A 16,437-nucleotide genomic window follows, 5' to 3' on the forward strand; every position below is an offset into this window, starting at 1 on the left:
CGTGCCCTCGAACGCGGGCCGCGCGGTGGTCTTGGCGGTGACGCTGCTGGTGGGCGCGTGCGCGCCGCCCGGTACGGAGGACGCCGCCGTGCGGCTCGTGGACGATCCGGCCCTTCCCCCGCCCGAGGTCTCCGTCTCCCCTCCCCCGCCGCTCCGGGGAGAGCCCCTGTGGACGGCGCCGTTCACCTCCGAACCCAAGGCCGCCGGGTCGATGTTCATCGGCGTGGCCCAGGGGTCGGCGGGCGAACGGCTCCGGTTCCTGGCCGTCGACGCCGAGGGCCGGACCAGGTGGGCGGCCGAACGCGACCCGGAGTGCACCGGGTTCGCCATCGCCCACGACCCTCGGGACGGCTCGGAACCGGTGGTCCTGCTCGACAAGGAGAAGGACCCCGAGGGAGGTCTTCTCGCCACCGTGACCACGGCCTCGGCCTTCGACCCCGACGACGGCGGGCGCGTATGGGGCCCCGTGGACGTTCCGGGCACCCTGGTGGGGCCGGGGCTGATCTTCGCGGCCGTGCAGGGCAGCGTCATGAGCGACCGCACCGGCCCCAAGGTCGCGCTCGACCCGGCGACCGGCTCGGTGATCGCGGACGAGGAACGGGGGGAGACACCCCTGCACGAGTACCGCGGCATGGTCCTGACCCGGAGCGTGGACACCCTCCGGACGATCGACTCCACCGGCGGTACCCTGTGGGAGCACACCGACCTGGAGATACCTCCCCTCTGGGAGGAACCGGGGGTCCGCGTCGGCCCCGGCCCCCGTCCCACCGACGGGACCACCGCGGCCGTGGCCCTCGAGTGGACGTCGGAGGCCGAGGGGATCCTGGGATACTCGGTGCACGACCTTGCCACGGGGCACCTCCTGCTCACGCTCGCGGAGTCCCGGGCCCCCGTGCTCTTGGACGCCGGGCGGGGACGGACGGTGGTCGTCGCCGCCCCCGTCGACGAACCCGAGAGCCGGTACGCGTTCAGGCTCGACGACGCGGGAGAGGCACCCGTTCGGCTGGGGCGAGTGGAAGATGACGAACGACCGCGGGCCCTGGTGGCCTCCACTCTGTATCTCGCGGGCGAAGGCTCTTACCGGGCCCTCGACGTGAGAACGGGTGAGGCCGGGGAGAGGTGGCGGGACGCGAGGGAACCTCCCGTGGCCGCCCTCGAGGACGGTCCGGCCATCATGGGTGTGGAGACCACCGATCGGACCCGGGTGTTCACCGCCCTGGCCACCGATCGAACACGATGATCGACCATGGACCACCACTTCGAGGACGATGGGCTCGACACCGATGAACGCCAACCCGATCCCCGGACTCGGATCCTTGGAATCCGAGGTCATGTCCGCCCTGTGGCGATCCCGAGAGCCGCTCAGCGTGCGCGAGGTGATCGAGTCGCTGAGCGGCCGGGACCCCGCCTACACCACGATCTCCACCGTTCTGGAGAACCTGCGCCGCAAGGGATGGGTGGAGCGTGAACGCGTCGGACGGCTGTGGTTCTACCGCCCTATGAGGGACCGCAACTCCCTCGCCGCCGACCGTATGCGGGGTGCCCTGGACGACAGCGGGGACGCCCGCGAGGCGCTTCTGCTGTTCGTCGACCGTATGGACCCGAACGACCTCGACGTTCTCCGTGAACTGCTCGCCGACGTCCCCCGAGACGAGGACGCATGACCTGGTCCCTGCTCGCCGTGGTCGGGCTGATCGCCTGGAGTCTGTACGGGCATCGGTTCCTCCGGGCCTTCCACCACCGGCACAGGGCCTCGCCCCGGGTCATGCTCGGTCTCTGGTGTCTGGGCATCGCCTCCTGGGCGTCGACCTGCGTGGTCCTCGCGGGCGCCCTGGCGAGCCAGGTCATGGGCCCTGGGGTGAAGGCGCTGATCGCCGCCTGCCTGAACCTGGTACAGGCGATCGACGCCAACGACGCCGGGGCGGGTCTGATCGTGATCGCGGGCACCTCCGCTCTCGCCCTGACCCGGTTGGGCTGGGTGGCCGTGCGCCGACGTCGGAAACGGAACCACTGGTTGATCCGGCATCGGCGCTGGCTCCTCTCCCAGGCGAGCAGGCGCACGATCGACCGCGAGGACTTCTGGCTGGTGCGCGACCCCCGACCACGCGCCTACTGTCTCCCGGGGCGGGGAGAGGACATCGTGGTCAGTGTCGGCGGTCTGGAGCGCCTCACCCGGCGAGAGCTCCAGGCCGTCCTGGCCCATGAGCGCGCCCACCTGCGAGGACGCCACCACCTCCTGACCGCTTGGGCACGACTGCTGGACCGCGCCTTTCCCGGGGTGCCCCTTCTCGCCGCGGCCTCCGTGGAGATCTCCGAACTGGTCGAGTGGGTCGCGGACGACCACGCGGCCCGGGAGGTGAGCCCCAACGCGCTGGCACACGCCCTGGGCAGGATGGCGGCTCCGGAAGGGGCTCCGGACCCGACCCTGTCCATCGGCGGTGCCTGCCCTGTGCGCCGTGTTCGGCGCCAGATAGCCCCGAACGAACCTCCGGCCGGTGCCGCCCTCACCCTTCTGGCCGTGGTGTCGACGGCCGCGCCCCTGGTGTTGGCGGTGGCGGCCGTGGTCCTCAACGTGGCCCTGCCCCACTGCGAATGCGTCGGTTGAGACCACGTCGGGCGTACCCGGCCTCGCGGGGGTCTTCGTAGACTCTCTCGAAAACGGAACATCGAGAGAAGGGCGCCCCGTGATCCCCCAGGCGCGCAACACCGCGGGCACGAGAGCCATACCCGACGTCATCCGCGACCCCCGGCAGTGGTGGTGGGGGATCCAAGGCGGGAACCCGGAGGCCGCCGCCCAGGACCTGCGCGACCTCCGCGCGGGCCTTCCGTTGAGGGCCGTCGCCCATCTGGAGGCCGAACACCGCTACCGGCAGGGCCTGCTCATCATGCGCTTCGGGGCCGCCGAGCCGCTCACCTGGCGCCGGTATCGACCGTTCCGGAGCTACGCGGAGCCCATCCCGATCCCCTCCCCCATCGAGATCCTCGGGCTCAGGGCTCCCAGGCTCCTCCGACCACGGGAATACGGCCTCGCCGGTTCGTGCATCCTCGATCTCCGCTCGGGTGCCCTGAAATGGCGGCTGGCCGTGGTCGCCATCGACGTTCCCGTCGTCATCGCCGCCCTGACCGAGGCGGAGTCCTGGGCCCCCGGTGCCTCGACGGAGACCCCCGACCCCCGGGTCTGAGGCGTTCGGGCCGGAGGAGGGTGCCGCCGTGGCGCGACCACGGCGGCGCCCTCCCGTGCCTCAGCCGATGGCGCGTCCCGCGTAGTCGGGGGCGGGCTCGGCGAGGGCCCTGATCCGATCGGCGACCTCATCGGGGAAGGGCACCGTACGCCCCTCCCCCTGATCGACGTGGAGCGTCATGAGCTCCTCGGTGGCCGCCAGGACGTCACCGACCCACATCTCGTGGCAGATCCGCGCCTTCTTGAGTCCGGGACCGGCGGTGCCCGGGTCGATCACCCGGGTGTGGACCTCGACCTCGGCGTCGGCGGCGACCTCCCTCAGGTACCGGACGTGCGCCTCGACCGTGTACAGCGAACATCCCGTGCGTTCGCGGTAGGCGGCGTCCAGGCCGATCCGGTCCATCAGGGCGTCGGTCGCGAAACCGAAGATCAGGACGTAGTACGCCTCGCTGAGATGGCCGTTGTAGTCGATCCACTCAGGGAGGAGCCGCTGGACGAGGGGCGCGCTCACGCGGTCCCCTCCGCCCGCTCGGCGGCCTCCGCGCGTTCGACCTCTTCGAGGGCGCGGGCCACGGCGATGAGGCGACGGTCGCGCTGGGCGATCAGCTCGGCGGTGGAACGCCCCGCCACGACCTCGTCGGTGCCCGCCACCATGCGGTCGCGCAGCTCGGTGGTGAGCTCGGGGGCCTCGAGGCGGGTCCACGGCGACTTCAACGAAGGGCCGAAGTGGTCGAGCATGTGCGCCATGCCGCCCTCTCCCCCGGCCAGGTGGAAGGTCAGGCAGGGGCCGAAGAAGGCCCAGCGCAGTCCGGGCCCGCTGGTCATCGCCAGGTCGATCTGCTCGACGGTGGCCTCGCCCTCGGCGACCATGTGCAGCGCCTCGCGCCAGGCGGCCTCCTGGATCCGGTTGCCGATGAAGCCGGGGAGCTCGCGGTCCATGCCGATCACCGACTTGCCGGCGATCCGGTAGAAGTCGCAGGCCCAGTCCACGGCCCACCGTTCGGTCCGCTCGCCGCCGACGACCTCGACCAGGGGGACGAGGTAGGGCGGGTTGAACGGGTGGCCGACCACCAGCCGCTCGGGTGTCCGGGCGCTCCCCTGCATCTCGCTCATGCTGTAGCCGGAGGTGGAGGAGCCGATGACCACGCCCTCGGGGGTGGCGGCGTCGATCTCGGCCAACAGGTCGATCTTCAGGTCGAGGCGCTCGGGCGCGCTCTCCTGGACGAAGTCGGCGTCGGCGACCGCCTCGGCCAGGGTGGCGGCGACGCTCAGGTTCTCCATGGAGGCGCCTTCGGCCAAGCCGAGGCTCTCCAGGGCGGGCCAGGCGGCGGAGACCAGGTCGCGCAGGCGTTCCTCGGCGTTCGGCGCCGGGTCCCAGGCGACCACCCGGTAGCCGCGGCCCAGGAAGTGGGCGACCCAGCCGCCTCCGATGACGCCCGCTCCGATACAGGCGACCGTGCGCACGGCCTCGGGGGCGACTCTCGCGTTCTCTGTCATGGTGCTCCTCAAGGAGTGGGCGGTGCGGGGGTCAGGAGGCGGCGCTGCGCAGCTCGAGCATCGCGCGGGTCTCGTCGGGGGTGGCGACCCGGGCGCCGAGCTGCTCGATGATGTTCACGGCCTTCTCGGTGAGCTGCCCGTTGGTGGCCTTCACCCCGCGGCTGAGGTAGAGGTTGTCCTCCAGACCCACCCGGGCGTGCCCGCCGAGCAGCACCGACTGCGCCACCCAGGGCATCTGCCCGCGACCGATGGAGAAGCTCGCCCACTGCGCGCCCTCGGGGAGCATGTTCACCATCGACATGAGGACGCCCGGGTCGGCCGGGGCCCCGTAGGGGATGCCCGTGCAGAGCTGGAACATGGTCGGGTCGTCGATGAGGCCCTCGGCGTGCATGGTCTTGGCGAACCACAGCTGGCCGGTGTCGAAGATCTCCAGCTCCGGACGGACGCCCAGCTCCTGGATGCGCTTGGCGCCGGCGCGCAGCATGTCCGGGGTGGAGATGTAGACCTGGCTGCCGTCGCCGAAGTTGAGGCTGCCGCAGTCCAGGGTGCAGATGTCGGGCAGCAGCTCCTCGACGTGGGGCAGTCGGTCCAGCCCGTTGACGAGGTCGGTGCCCTCCTCGAAGAGGAGCGGGTCGTCCTGACCGATCACCAGGTCGCCGCCCATGCCGGCGGTGAGGTTGATGACGATGTCGACGCCGGTCTGGCGGATGCGGTCGACGACCTCCCGGTAGAGGGCGTTGTCGCGCGAGGGGGCGCCGGTCTCGGGGTCCCGGACGTGGATGTGCACCGCGCTGGCGCCGGCCTCGGCGGCCTCGACCGCGGAGGCGGCGATCTGCTTCGGGGTCACCGGAACGTGCTCGCTCCGGCCTACGGTGTCGCCGGCACCGGTGAGTGCGCAGGTCAGGATGGGTTTGAGGTTCATGGTGTCGCTCATGGCGAGGCTCCGTCTCTTCGCGGGGACATGGGTGGCGGGGCAGGGTCGGGTCAGGTCCGAGACCGGTCGGGGTACGGGCCCGAGGGGTCAGGAGGAGGTGCGGGGCATGCGGTCGGCCAGGAGGTCCTGATCGATGACCGAGCGCAGGGTGGCGCGCATGTGGTCGACGGACCGGCCGGGCATCCCGGTCAGGACCTGGATGCCCAGTCCGTCGATGAGGGCGGTGAGACGCCGGGTGGTCTCCTCGACGTCGAAGTCGCCGAAGACCCCGCGCTCTCGCCCTTCGCTCAGGGTGAGGGCGATGGTCTCGTGCCAGCGCCGGTAGGAATCGGCGTGCAGCGCGCGCATCCGGGGGTCGAGCGCGGCGGCCGTCCAGATCTGGAGCCAGACCGACCATTCGAGGCGCAGCCGTTCGGAGGCGGGCAGTTGCAGTTCGATGAGCCGGAGCAGCCGCTCGTACGGGTCCTCGATGGTGTGCAGACCGGCGACCTGCCGGTCGAAGGCCTGCTTGACCGAGTGGCGCAGGGCCTCCACGAGGAGGTCGTTCAGGGTCGGGAAGTGGTAGTGGACGGTGGCGCTGGAGGTTCCGCAGGCGCGGGCCACCTGGGCGACGCGGACCGAGTGGTATCCGTGCTCGGCGATGAGCGTCCACGCGGCCTCGATGATCTGCAACCGGCGGTTGTGCTCCTTGGCGGCCGTGGGCCGGTCCGCGAGGCCCGGGGGCGGCGGTCGCACGGCCGAGGAGTCACGGGGCGGCACCGAGACCGTCTCGGCGTCGTCCTGGCCGTTGAGCAGCCAGTTGACGGTCACCCCGGTCTCGTCGGCGATCCCGGCCAGTTCCCGGGCGGTGAAGCGTCGGGTCCCGGTCAGGGACTTGGAGAGTTTGCTGGGGTCGATGCCGAGTCGCTCCGCGAACCGTCTCTGGGAGAGTCCGGATCGGCGGATCGCCTCTCGGGCCCTACCGCGCACGTCGTCGGTCGCGTCATCGCTCACGAGAGTGAACGTAACAACGCCATGGCGATTTTCGCAATGTTCCGTTGCGATCGGGCACGGAGACACGGCGCCCGAGCGAACGCGAAGAGACCCATGTCTTCGCAGGTGAATGGGGAATTCAGGTGAAGAAGGGGCAGGGTCGTCGCGGCCTTCGGTACGACTGACCGATCAGTAGATCGCAACACGAACGCGGCCGATCCCTCCCCGGCTCTCGTCATCGTTCCCGGAAAGGACGACGGCCACACCGCCCGTCCCCCCGGGGTGGGAGAGGGGGCTCCCGACCCGCCCCGAGGGTCAGCGGGAACCGGAGGAGGCGGGCGCCTCGTCGGCCAGGCCCCGGATCAGTTCGGCGACGGGCCGACGCGCGAACCCCGGAACGTCGTGGCCGACCCCGGGCAGGACGACCGGTCGGGCCCCGGGCACCCTGGAGGCGATGTCGGCGGCCGCGCGCGGCCGGATCAGCGGATCGTCCTGGCCGTGGATCACCAGTGTGGGCACCGTGATGGCGTCGATCCCCGGCCCGTGCCACTGGGCGCCGATCTGCCGACTGTGCGCGAGGTTGTCACGGCTGCCGTGGTCGACGAGGCGTTCGGCCCTCTCGCGCGCCTCCTCCTCGTCGAAGGGGCGCCGGGAGGAGGCGCAGAACCGGGCGATGTCGAGGCTCCCCTGGATCGCCCCCTCCCTGGTGGCGGGGTGGTTCCAGCGAACGAGCCGGGCCATGGAGAAGAGGTTGATGTAGCGCAGCAGCCCCGGGCCCGACACGTCGGCGGGGACCGCGGCCATCGAGGTCAGGGTGCGGACCCGATCCGGGTGTCCGATGGCGACGCGTTGCGCGATGGCCCCGCCGAGGGAGATCCCGAAGACGTGCGCCGACCCCCATCCGAGCTCGTCCATGACCGCGATGGCGTCGTCGGCCATGTCCTCGGCCGTGTAGGCGTCGCCGCGGCGCCTCATCAGGGCGGTGAAGGGTTTGCGGGTCCTGACGGGCGGCAGGTACGTCGATTCACCGGAGTCGCGGTTGTCGTAACGGGCGACGGAGAAACCCTGTTCGGCCAGCGCTCGGCACAGGTCGTCCGGCCACCACTGCCGGTTGATGCCCATACCCATGATGAGCAGGATCGGGTCTCCTCCGTTCTCCTCCCCCCAGGTGTCGAAGGCCAGTCGAACCTCGCCGTTCCGGGCCCACCGGACGGGACTCCACGTTCGTCGGTCCATGGTCGCTCTCCCTTCAATACTGCGATCACTGTTCTCAGTATTAGGATAGGGGACCGTCGTGGCAAGGGGAACAGGGGGGCCGATGGCCGAGGGACCGACGAGCGTATGGAGCCGTCCCGAACGGGGCGCGCGGGGCCCCGCGCCGGAGCGCAGCCGCGAACAGCTCACCGCCGCCGCGATCGAACTGGCCGACGAGGGCGGCCTCGCCGCCGTGTCGATGCGACAGGTCGCCCGAAGACTGGGCACCGGCCCCGCCTCGCTGTACCGCTACATCTCCGCCCGGGACGACCTCCTCGACCTCATGGCCGACGCCGTCACCGGGGAGATCGACCTCGACGCGCCGATGAGCGGCGACCCGGTCGAGGACCTGGCCGCCCTGGCCGGCCGGGCCAAGGAGGTCCACCTGCGCCACCCGTGGCTGCTCGACCTGCCGACGGAGCCCACCGTGGGACCTCGCGGCATGGACTACCTGGAGCATGCCCTCCGCGCCCTGGAACCGACCTCACTGCCCCAGGCGTCCCGCCTGGAGATCATCGGCCTGGTGAACGGGCTGGTGACGCTGTTCGCGCGCACCGAACTCCAGCGCCGGAACACGCCCGACGGCCCCGGGCGCGCTCGCACGTCCTACCTGGCCACCGCGACCGAGGAACGCCACCCGCTCATCGCGGCGGCACTGGCCGCGAGCCCCGGCACCGAGACCTCTCAGGACACCCACGTGTTGTTCGAACGGATGGTGCGCCGAGTACTCACCGGCCTCATCGAACTCCCCTGAACACGTCTCCCCCCGCTCAGGGGGACGTCCGGGCGTCCGGATCGGTGATCGTCTCCGCCAGATCCCGGACGAGCGCCAGGGCACGCTCATCGGTGAGGTCGTGCACGGTCATCCGCAGGTACCGGACCGCCGCCCCCTCCCCGCTCAGGGAGAAGTCGTCCCCCGGACGGGCCAGCCATCCTCGGCGCATGAGCCGCCGTGCGGCCCGACGCGCGTCGCCCCGCACGTCCACCCACACGTTCAGCCCGTCCGCGGCGTGGGCGGTGACACCGTGCTCGGCCGACAGGGCGACGAAGGCGTCGTTACGGCGCGCGTAGTGGTCGCGCGCCTCTGTGATGACCCGCCGGGCCTCCGGGTCGGTCAACAGCCCGCCGGCCAGACGCTGGAGCAGGTGGCTGACCCACATGGTGCCCGGACTCAGCCGTGATCCGAGCCTCGTGGCGACCTCGGGGTCGGAGGCCACCAGTGCCAGGCGCAGGTCGGGGCCGAGGAACTTCGACACCGATCTGACCAGCGCCCAACGGGCGTGTCCGGGGCCGATGAGAGTCCGATAGGGCGCACGGGACAGCAGGGAGAAGTGGTCGTCCTCGATCACCAGCACGTAGGGGTGGTCGGCCAGGACGGCCCGCAGTTCCTCGGCTCGGGCCGCGCCGAGGCCCACCCCCGTGGGGTTGTGGGCCCGGGGCGTGCACACCACGGCGCGGACCCCGGCGTCGAGGGCGGCCCGTAGCCCGTCGACGGTCATCCCCTCACCGTCGACCGGCACGGGGACGGTCCGGTATCCGGCCGTGCGAACGGTGTGGATGCTGGTCAGGAAGCAGGGGTCCTCCAGCGCGACCGCGTCCCCATGGGTCAGGGCCTGGGCGAGGAGGCGCTCCACCGCGTCGACGGCCCCGCCCGTCACGGAGAGGCGGAAGGGGCCCGGACGGTCCTCGGAGATCCATCGTGCGGCCCACTCCGCGAGGGCGGGGTCGATCACCGGCTCCCCGTACAGCACCGGCTCGTTCGCCAGGGTGGCCAGAACCGGGGCCGGGTCGGGAAGGCGCGCCGGGTCGGGGTTGCCGCTGCCCAGGTCGTGGAGGGTCGTGTCCCGGGAGAACCCCTCCTCGGGGATCGGTTCGGGGTCGACGATCGAGGTGCCGGCCCGGCCTCGGGTGACCGCCACCCCGGCCCGGACGAGCAGGCGGTAGGCGGCCATGACGGTGTTGCGGTTCACCTCCAGCCGTTCGGCCAGGTGCCGTACGGGGGGCAGGGAGTCTCCCGCCGTGAGCTCACCGCTGTCGACGAGACGGCGCACGTCGGCCGCGATCTCGCTCGCTGTTCTCCCTGTGATCTCAGTGTCCATCGATGTACCTCCTATCACTTTCGACCCCCACTTCGCTTTGTCCTATGACTATGTTACTTTTGGCCTATGCCAAAGACTGACAGGTCCGCCGAGGCGGAGGGGCGCTATCCGACGGCGCGCACGGTCGACGACTTCGCGCGCAACCTCGCCACCGTGCGCGAACGCATCGCCGCGGCGGCCGAGCGTTCCGGACGGGACGCGACGCGGATCCGTCTCCTCCCGGTCGGCAAGACCGTGCCGGAGGAACGCCTTCGCACGGCGGCGCGAGCCGGATGCCGCGAGTTCGGGGAGAACAAGGTCCAGGAGGCCGACCGCAAACGGCGCGCCCTGGCCGACCTCGACGTGAGGTGGTCGATCATCGGCCACCTTCAGCGGAACAAGGCGCGCGATGTCGCCGCCTTCGCCTCCGAGTTCCAGGCACTGGACGGTCTGCGCGTCGCCGAGGCCCTGGACCGCCGGCTCCAGGCCGCCGGCCGCGGACTCGACGTCCACGTGCAGGTGAACACCTCCGCCGAGGACTCCAAGTTCGGGCTGCCTCCCGAGGAGCTCCCCGCGTTCCTGGCCGCGCTCCCGCGCTACTCCTCCCTGCGCGTGCGCGGACTGATGACCCTGGCGGTCCTCGACACGGACGTCGACCGGGTGCGCGCCTGCTTCTCGCTCCTGCGCACGTTGCGCGATCGCGCACGGGAGGTCGACCCGGACCTCATCGGCCCGGGTGAGCTGTCCATGGGCATGTCGGGCGACTACGAGGTGGCCGTCGAGGAGGGCGCGACCTGCGTACGCGTCGGCCAGGCGATCTTCGGCGCCCGCGCCACCCCCGACTCCCTCTACTGGCCCGAGAAGACCACCGGCCGGGGGGAGGCCCCTCCCTCGTGAGGGCCCCGCCCGATTCCGGTACCCCCCGCCACCATCCGCAGAACAAGGAGTGATCCCCATGTCCCGTGTCGACCTCGTCCACAACAAGGACGTCCGAGGCGAGAGCGCCGAACGCTTCGCCCGCATCCACGAGACCTTCGGCGTCGTCCCCAACATGTTCAAGGCCGTCGCGAACTCGCCCGCCGCGCTCGCCGGTATGTGGGGCTTCTTCGGCGCTCTGGGCGAAGGGGTACTGGGAGCGAGGATCGGCGAGCAGATCGCCGTCGCCGTGGCCGACCGCAACCGTTGCGACTACTGCCTGTCCGCCCACACCCTGCTGGGCCGGAAGGCCGGGGTCACCGCCGAAGAGCTCGCCCAGGCGCAGAAGGGTACCTCCCACGACCCCAGGACCGCGGCGATCCTCGCCCTGGCCACCGCGCTCGTCGACCACCGTGGACAGGTCGAGGCCGAGGTGATCTCCGACGCCCGCGAGGCCGGTCTGACCCAGGAGGAGATCGTCGAGACCATCGCCCACGTGGCCCTGAACCTCTTCACCAACTACGTCAACGTCGCCCTCGACGTGCCCGTGGACTTCGATCGGGTCCCGCTGACGGGGGCGTAGAACCGGCCCGCGCCGGCCCGGCCTCGGTCGGCGCGGGATCGGACGGGGGCGGGACCGGTCGAGCCGCTCCGGGCGGCCGGTCCCCTCCCCCGCACACCGTGGACGCGACGAGGGGCCGCCACCCCGATGGTGGCGGCCCCTCTCCCAGGTGGGCGACTAACGTTCGTCGACGACCTCGAAGACCAGGGTGTCGGTGAACGCGCGACCGTAGGGGTCGGTCGCGGTGACCTCGGCGGTGTGCTCACCGAGGTCGAGATCCTCGTCCAGGTCGAAGCGCCACAGGTGCATCGTCCGGTCGGCGAGGCTGCCGCCGTGGACCAGCTGTTGGGCGACCGCGTACGGGTCGGAGTACTCGACACCGACGTTGACGGCCTCGCCCTCCATCCGCTGGGTGCGCACCGCCTCCTCGACGGGCCCGCCGTCGATGGACACCTCCACCGTCGACCCGGTGGAGCCGAGGAAGAAGTTGGTGGTCAGCCAGCTGCCGTCGGCCAGGTCGTCCCGGTCCAGCACCAGGGGCGCGTCCAACTCGGGGGCCTCGCCCACGGGGTCGTCGTTCCACTCCCGACGCTCGTCGAACCACGCGCGGTAGGTCGGACTGTTGATGCCCAGTTGCGTCTGCACGTCGTCGGACTCACCCGTGACGGTGTAGCGCTCCTGGAAGTCAGACCCCTCGATGTCGAGCGTCACCACGCCGGGACGGCCGCCGTCACGACCGATCGCCGTCGGGTAGCCCTCCTCACCGACCTCGCCGGAGTACCAGTCGCCGGAGATCGCGCCCACGGTGATGTGCGGGAAGGGCAGCCCCTCGATACCGAAGAGGTCGCGCCAGCCCTCGACGTCGTCACCGGTCCTCATGTTCTCGATGCTGTGGCTGTGACCGGCCACGGACACCGCCTCGCGGCCCTCCAGCAGTTCGTGCACGCGGGCGACCTGGTCGACCTGGTGCACCGCCGAGCCCTCGTCGGCGTAGTTGAGCAGGGCGATGTGGCCGGCCACGACGACCAGCTTGTCGGGGTCGACGTTCTCCAGGTCGCTTTCGAGCCACGCCAGCTGGTCGTCGCCGATCCGACCGTTGTAGGAGGGGCTGCCCTCCGGGTCGGAGCAGTGGTCCTCGATGCCCTCGGGGCTGTCGTCGGCGGCCACGCACGGATAGTCGACGGTGTTCAGCGCGATCACGTGCACGTCGCCGACGTCGTAGGAGTAGTACGCCGGGGCGAGTTGAGCGCGGAAGGTGTCGAAGGAGTGCTCGGCGCTCGGAGCGTCGAAATCGAGGTCGTGGTTGCCGGGCAGGAAGCGGGCCGGCCCGTTGGTCTCTCCGACCAGCTCCTTGATCGCGGGGTAGAGGGACAGATCGTCGCCGACGATGTCGCCCACGAACAGCGTGCCGCAGCCGGCGTAGTCGTCGCGCTCGGACAGGTCCTTGATGGCCCCGGCCCGGGCGTACTCGATCTCCTCCTCATCGTAGGTCTGGAGGTCGCCGGCGATGACGCAGTTCTGTTCGGCCTTCGCGGTCTCCTCACTCTCGACGACGGGGAAGTTGAGCTCGGCCGGTAGCGGGCCGGTCGGCTCGATCCCGCCGTAGCGCAGGTCGGGAGAGCCCTCGGGAAGGTGGTTGTAGTGGAACTGGGGGATGTTGTACTCGTCCAGGGGCACCTGGTAGCCCGACGGCTGGGTGATCGACACGGTCATGTTGTCGAACACGGGCAGGCTGTAACGGCCCTCGTCGTCGGTGAGCGTCACGTCGCGGCCGTTGGTGACCATGACGTCGGCCAGGCCGGTCTCGTCCTCGTCACCGGTGCCGTCCCGGTTCTCGTCGACGAACACCCGACCGGTGAGGGTCGAGTCGTCGGTGGAGCCGTCGGCGTCGCGGACGACCTCGACCTGACCTCGGTAGACGGACTCCTCCGAGTCCTTGGTCGGGGCCGCCGCGGCCGGAGCGAGCACCGTCGTCACGGAGCCCGCGAGGGTCACGGCCAGGGCCGCGACGATCATCGTGCGAGGGCGCGGGGGGTTCCACGTCCGCGTGTGTCGTGAGTGTGTCGTTGGCATGGGGATCGCCTCCGATACGGGGGTATCGCCGGCCGGGGGGACCGTCGGTAGGCAACCCTCGTCGACGGGGCTGAACACGACCCCAGGCGTCGACCAACGCTCGGACACCGTCCGGTGACGTCTGGTGGTCGAGCGGGGCCCGTGTGACACGCGAAAGGGCGGTGCCCACCGGGGGATGGTGGGCACCGCCGTCGAGAGGTGAGGGGAGAACGTGGAACGGGGGTACGTCCTCCTCCGCCTCCGCTCTACCGGGAGAAGTCGTCCTCTCCCCTGGTCGGGCCGTGGTAGAACTCGCGCTCCGGCTCGTTGTCCGGGACGGCCGGATAGGTCGGGCCGTTCTCGTCCGGCTCGTGCCGGGCGGCGGCGATCGGGATGTCGTGGGCCAGCATGGTCTGGGCGACCCTGTTGCGCAGGTCGGGGAGCATCGAGTAGAGGACGTCTCCGGGGCAGGCCGTGGCGTTGAAGTCCCGGTGCCCCAGGATGGCGCTCTGCGGGTTGAGGCCGTAGGCGCCGCACAGCCACGCCAGGGTCTGCACCAGGGTGTTCGTCAGGGCCTGGGTGGGGCTCGCGCTCGTGTAGGTGCCCTCGTTCTCGATGCCGATGCAGGTGTTGTTGTTATTGGCCACGTGGGCGCCGACGACGTGCTGCCGGGCGGCGATGGACTCCGGCGTGCGATCGCGGCCCTCCATGAGGTGGCCGCCGCGGCTGATGGTGAGCTGCTGCCCCGTGTCGATCCAGCCGTTGGAGTCCATGTGGTAGTTCTGGATCGACTTGGACAGGGCCAGGGCGTGGTCCAGCGTGTAGTTGGTGCTGTTGGCCGTCGCGGTGTGGTGGACCACGATGTAGCGGGGCGGGGCGGCCAGCACCTGGATCGGGCCGCTCGGCGGGCGGGCGTTCCAGGCGCCGCGCCAGTACAGCTCGGGTTGTGCGATCCGTGCGACGTCGGTGGCGTCGACGGGCTGGGCCGAGGCGTTCGTGGCTCCGAACGCGCCGAGCGCGACGGCGCCCGAGGCGATGGCGGCTCCGCGCAGGATGGCGCGTCGGTCCAGACCCGATCCGGGGTTCTCGGTCATGGGGGATCCTTCGTGGCTCGCGGGGTTACTTGCCAGTCATAAAAGAACATGGACCCCGCACGGCGCGCAAAGGGTGGTGGCCCGGATTTCCATGGCCGATTCCGGTCAGAGAATGAACCGGTCACCCCCATGGGAAAACGGTTCCCCTTGTTGTATAGGAGAAAATCGAAAGAAGGGGAGGATCACCCCTCACCACCTGTAACGATTCATCCCACCCTCCCTCGAAGGGGAAAGATGGGACCTTTCCTCTCCAGAGATCCGAATCCCGGATCAATCCGTAATTCGGACTCCACACTCAGGACACGCGCCGTTCTCCACCGATTCCGAAACCCGTGCCGCGAATGCCCATGGGTCGCACCTTCGAGAAAAAAGACCGCGTACCGTTCGGAACGGTAAATCCGTTCCTCGAAAGAAGACGGTCCGTCGAAGCCGGGGCACACGCCCGCGGCCCGGCGCGCCCCCGGGGTCGAGGGGCGCGCCGGGCCGTCCGTTCGCGAGCGGAAGGACCGACGGGTCAGACCTTGGTCGTGTCCCGACGGTGACCGCGCAGGCGGTCCGCGATGTCCCAGACCGCGATGACGATCACCAGGGCGGCGAGGAGGTCGTTCGAGATCGTCAGGTCGATCGTGCCGCCGAACACCTCGGAGAGACGCTCGGACAGGTCGGAGACGATCAACCGGTCCTGGATCAGCAGGTACACGGTCACCAGCGCGCCGGTGGCGGTGACCAGGACATCGATCACCGAGAGCCCCGAGGTCCACCGACCGACCCGCCAGGCCGCCAGGGCGGTGACGGCCCCGGCCGCCAAGGTCCCGATGAGCAGGACCTTCCAGGCCAGACCGAGCCCGGGGTCCAGGACCTGGATCTGGGAACCGGGGTCGGAGACACCGGAGAACTGCCAGACGAGGAGGGCGATCATGGCGGCCTCGAGGGCCACACGGGCGACGGTCCCCGGCAGGCCGACCCGCCCGCCGGGAACGTCGACGTCCAACCGGTCGGGGTCCCAGGCGGTCAGGGGCAGGTCACGCCGGTCGGCGGGGCGCACCCGCTCGATGACCGCGAACACCAGGGTCGTCCAGAAGGCGACGTGCACCGTCACCGTCACCAGGACGACGGCCGCCTCGATGCCGATCTCGCCGAGACCACCGGCGCCGGACTCGAATCGGTCGACGAACAACAGGGCCAGGGCGAGCGGGGCCAGGATCGCGAGCAGCGCTCTCAGCAGTCGCACGTAGTCGGGATACAGCGCGGGCCCGATCAGGTGACGGGGGAGCTCTCCGTACTCGCGGGCGAGCGTCTCGGGGTCGCCGAGTTCGGTGAGCGCCTCACGCTCCGCCGTCGCGGGGTCGTTCCCCGCCTCGATCCCGGCCTCCACACGGTCCCGGATGGAGGCGCGCAGTTCCCGGGCCACGTCGGGACCGGCCTCCGCCCCAAGGTGGCGTGTGACGGTCCAGACGTAACGGTCGGTCAGGGTGGTCTCGGTCTTACGGTCGTCCATCGGGGTCCTCTTCCATGAGAGCTCGAATCGAGCCGTCGAGGGCACGCCACTCCCCCATCAGCGCGTCGCGCAGTTCCTCACCGTCCGGACCGACCTTGTAGAACTTGCGCGGTCGGGCCTCGTCGGTGTTCCACTCGCTGGTCAACAGCCCCTGTTTCTCCAGGCGCCGCAGAAGCGGGTAGAGCGTGTTGCCGTCCACCGAGAAACCCGCCTTCTCCAGGGTCTCGAGCAGTGCGTAGCCGTAGTGGGGGCGGCCGAGGATGGCCAGGCAGGCGAGCACGACCGTGCCGCGCCTCAGCTCCTGAACATGTCCGGCCCAACGCTCATCATCCAGCATGTGTCACACGATAGTGTGCGACACACACTATCGTCAATGGCACACCCTCCAACGAGAAGAACG

At 70.6% G+C, this 16,437-nt stretch carries 17 protein-coding genes; 7 read left to right on the plus strand and 10 right to left on the minus strand.

All coding sequences use genetic code 11. The features are described 5' to 3' along the window. The first annotated feature begins 1 nt into the window (after position 1). The 4 genes from U9J66_RS16385 to U9J66_RS16400 all read left to right on the plus strand — a co-directional run bounded on the left by U9J66_RS16385 (position 2) and on the right by U9J66_RS16400 (position 3,182). The gene (locus tag U9J66_RS16385; protein ID WP_326338087.1) at positions 2 to 1,240 is read left to right on the plus strand and encodes an outer membrane protein assembly factor BamB family protein; all 1,239 of its coding nucleotides are present in this window, start codon (positions 2 to 4) and stop codon (positions 1,238 to 1,240) included. A gap of 28 nt (positions 1,241 to 1,268) precedes the next feature. After that, positions 1,269 to 1,664, plus strand: coding sequence for a BlaI/MecI/CopY family transcriptional regulator (locus U9J66_RS16390; protein ID WP_017533723.1), 396 nt, complete (start codon positions 1,269 to 1,271; stop codon positions 1,662 to 1,664). Further along, positions 1,661 to 2,605 (plus strand): M56 family metallopeptidase, encoded by a 945-nt coding sequence (locus U9J66_RS16395; protein ID WP_017533722.1) that lies wholly within the window; start codon positions 1,661 to 1,663, stop codon positions 2,603 to 2,605. The genes U9J66_RS16390 and U9J66_RS16395 overlap by 4 nt, the downstream gene beginning before the upstream one ends. A gap of 79 nt (positions 2,606 to 2,684) precedes the next feature. Then, positions 2,685 to 3,182, plus strand: coding sequence for a hypothetical protein (locus U9J66_RS16400; protein ID WP_017533721.1), 498 nt, complete (start codon positions 2,685 to 2,687; stop codon positions 3,180 to 3,182). 60 nt (positions 3,183 to 3,242) lie between these two features. Here U9J66_RS16400 and U9J66_RS16405 read toward each other — a convergent pair whose 3' ends face one another. The 5 genes from U9J66_RS16405 to U9J66_RS16425 all read right to left on the minus strand — a co-directional run bounded on the left by U9J66_RS16405 (position 3,243) and on the right by U9J66_RS16425 (position 7,820). Further along, on the minus strand, positions 3,243 to 3,692 hold the full coding sequence (locus U9J66_RS16405; protein WP_017533720.1) for a thioesterase family protein: 450 nt from the start codon (positions 3,690 to 3,692) through the stop codon (positions 3,243 to 3,245). Next, positions 3,689 to 4,678 (minus strand): 3-hydroxyacyl-CoA dehydrogenase NAD-binding domain-containing protein, encoded by a 990-nt coding sequence (locus tag U9J66_RS16410; protein ID WP_042285170.1) that lies wholly within the window; start codon positions 4,676 to 4,678, stop codon positions 3,689 to 3,691. Before U9J66_RS16410 ends, U9J66_RS16405 begins: the two co-directional genes overlap by 4 nt. A gap of 31 nt (positions 4,679 to 4,709) precedes the next feature. Beyond that, complete coding sequence (locus tag U9J66_RS16415) at positions 4,710 to 5,612, minus strand: 3-keto-5-aminohexanoate cleavage protein (RefSeq protein WP_161110417.1); 903 nt, start codon at positions 5,610 to 5,612, stop codon at positions 4,710 to 4,712. A gap of 87 nt (positions 5,613 to 5,699) precedes the next feature. Next, the gene (locus tag U9J66_RS16420; RefSeq protein ID WP_017533717.1) at positions 5,700 to 6,605 is read right to left on the minus strand and encodes a TetR/AcrR family transcriptional regulator; all 906 of its coding nucleotides are present in this window, start codon (positions 6,603 to 6,605) and stop codon (positions 5,700 to 5,702) included. 294 nt (positions 6,606 to 6,899) lie between these two features. Next, positions 6,900 to 7,820, minus strand: coding sequence for an alpha/beta fold hydrolase (locus U9J66_RS16425; RefSeq protein ID WP_326338088.1), 921 nt, complete (start codon positions 7,818 to 7,820; stop codon positions 6,900 to 6,902). An 82-nt stretch (positions 7,821 to 7,902) separates the two neighbouring features. Between U9J66_RS16425 and U9J66_RS16430 the strand changes: the two genes are divergently transcribed. Next, positions 7,903 to 8,592: a TetR/AcrR family transcriptional regulator gene (locus U9J66_RS16430; RefSeq protein WP_326338089.1), complete on the plus strand. Its 690-nt coding sequence runs from the start codon at positions 7,903 to 7,905 to the stop codon at positions 8,590 to 8,592. A 16-nt stretch (positions 8,593 to 8,608) separates the two neighbouring features. On the opposite strand, the gene U9J66_RS16435 is transcribed toward U9J66_RS16430, so the two are convergent. Beyond that, positions 8,609 to 9,937 carry an aminotransferase class I/II-fold pyridoxal phosphate-dependent enzyme gene (locus U9J66_RS16435; RefSeq protein WP_326338090.1) on the minus strand — a complete coding sequence of 443 codons (1,329 nt, stop codon included), beginning with the start codon at positions 9,935 to 9,937 and terminating at the stop codon, positions 8,609 to 8,611. 66 nt (positions 9,938 to 10,003) lie between these two features. On the opposite strand from U9J66_RS16435, the gene U9J66_RS16440 reads away from it, so the two are divergent. Further along, the gene (locus U9J66_RS16440; RefSeq protein ID WP_161110422.1) at positions 10,004 to 10,813 is read left to right on the plus strand and encodes a YggS family pyridoxal phosphate-dependent enzyme; all 810 of its coding nucleotides are present in this window, start codon (positions 10,004 to 10,006) and stop codon (positions 10,811 to 10,813) included. Positions 10,814 to 10,871: 58 nt separating this feature from the next. After that, positions 10,872 to 11,414: a carboxymuconolactone decarboxylase family protein gene (locus tag U9J66_RS16445; protein WP_161110423.1), complete on the plus strand. Its 543-nt coding sequence runs from the start codon at positions 10,872 to 10,874 to the stop codon at positions 11,412 to 11,414. Positions 11,415 to 11,570: 156 nt separating this feature from the next. Here the strand turns inward: U9J66_RS16445 and U9J66_RS16450 are convergent, their stop codons facing one another. The 4 genes from U9J66_RS16450 to U9J66_RS16465 form a co-directional block, all read right to left on the minus strand. Further along, the gene (locus U9J66_RS16450) at positions 11,571 to 13,409 is read right to left on the minus strand and encodes a calcineurin-like phosphoesterase family protein (RefSeq protein WP_326338091.1); all 1,839 of its coding nucleotides are present in this window, start codon (positions 13,407 to 13,409) and stop codon (positions 11,571 to 11,573) included. Positions 13,410 to 13,711: 302 nt separating this feature from the next. Next, a complete protein-coding gene (locus U9J66_RS16455; RefSeq protein WP_326338092.1) occupies positions 13,712 to 14,539 on the minus strand; it encodes a peptidoglycan recognition protein family protein in 828 nt (275 codons plus the stop codon). A 514-nt stretch (positions 14,540 to 15,053) separates the two neighbouring features. Next, entirely contained in the window at positions 15,054 to 16,037 is a 984-nt protein-coding gene (locus U9J66_RS16460; RefSeq protein WP_326338093.1) for a permease prefix domain 1-containing protein, read from the minus strand. After that, positions 16,024 to 16,374: a PadR family transcriptional regulator gene (locus tag U9J66_RS16465; protein WP_014910919.1), complete on the minus strand. Its 351-nt coding sequence runs from the start codon at positions 16,372 to 16,374 to the stop codon at positions 16,024 to 16,026. The genes U9J66_RS16460 and U9J66_RS16465 overlap by 14 nt, the downstream gene beginning before the upstream one ends. Positions 16,375 to 16,437: the final 63 nt, after the last annotated feature.

The organism is Nocardiopsis sp. LDBS1602, assembly GCF_035818715.1.
In the GTDB taxonomy this organism is placed as follows: Bacteria; Actinomycetota; Actinomycetes; order Streptosporangiales; family Streptosporangiaceae; genus Nocardiopsis; species Nocardiopsis alba.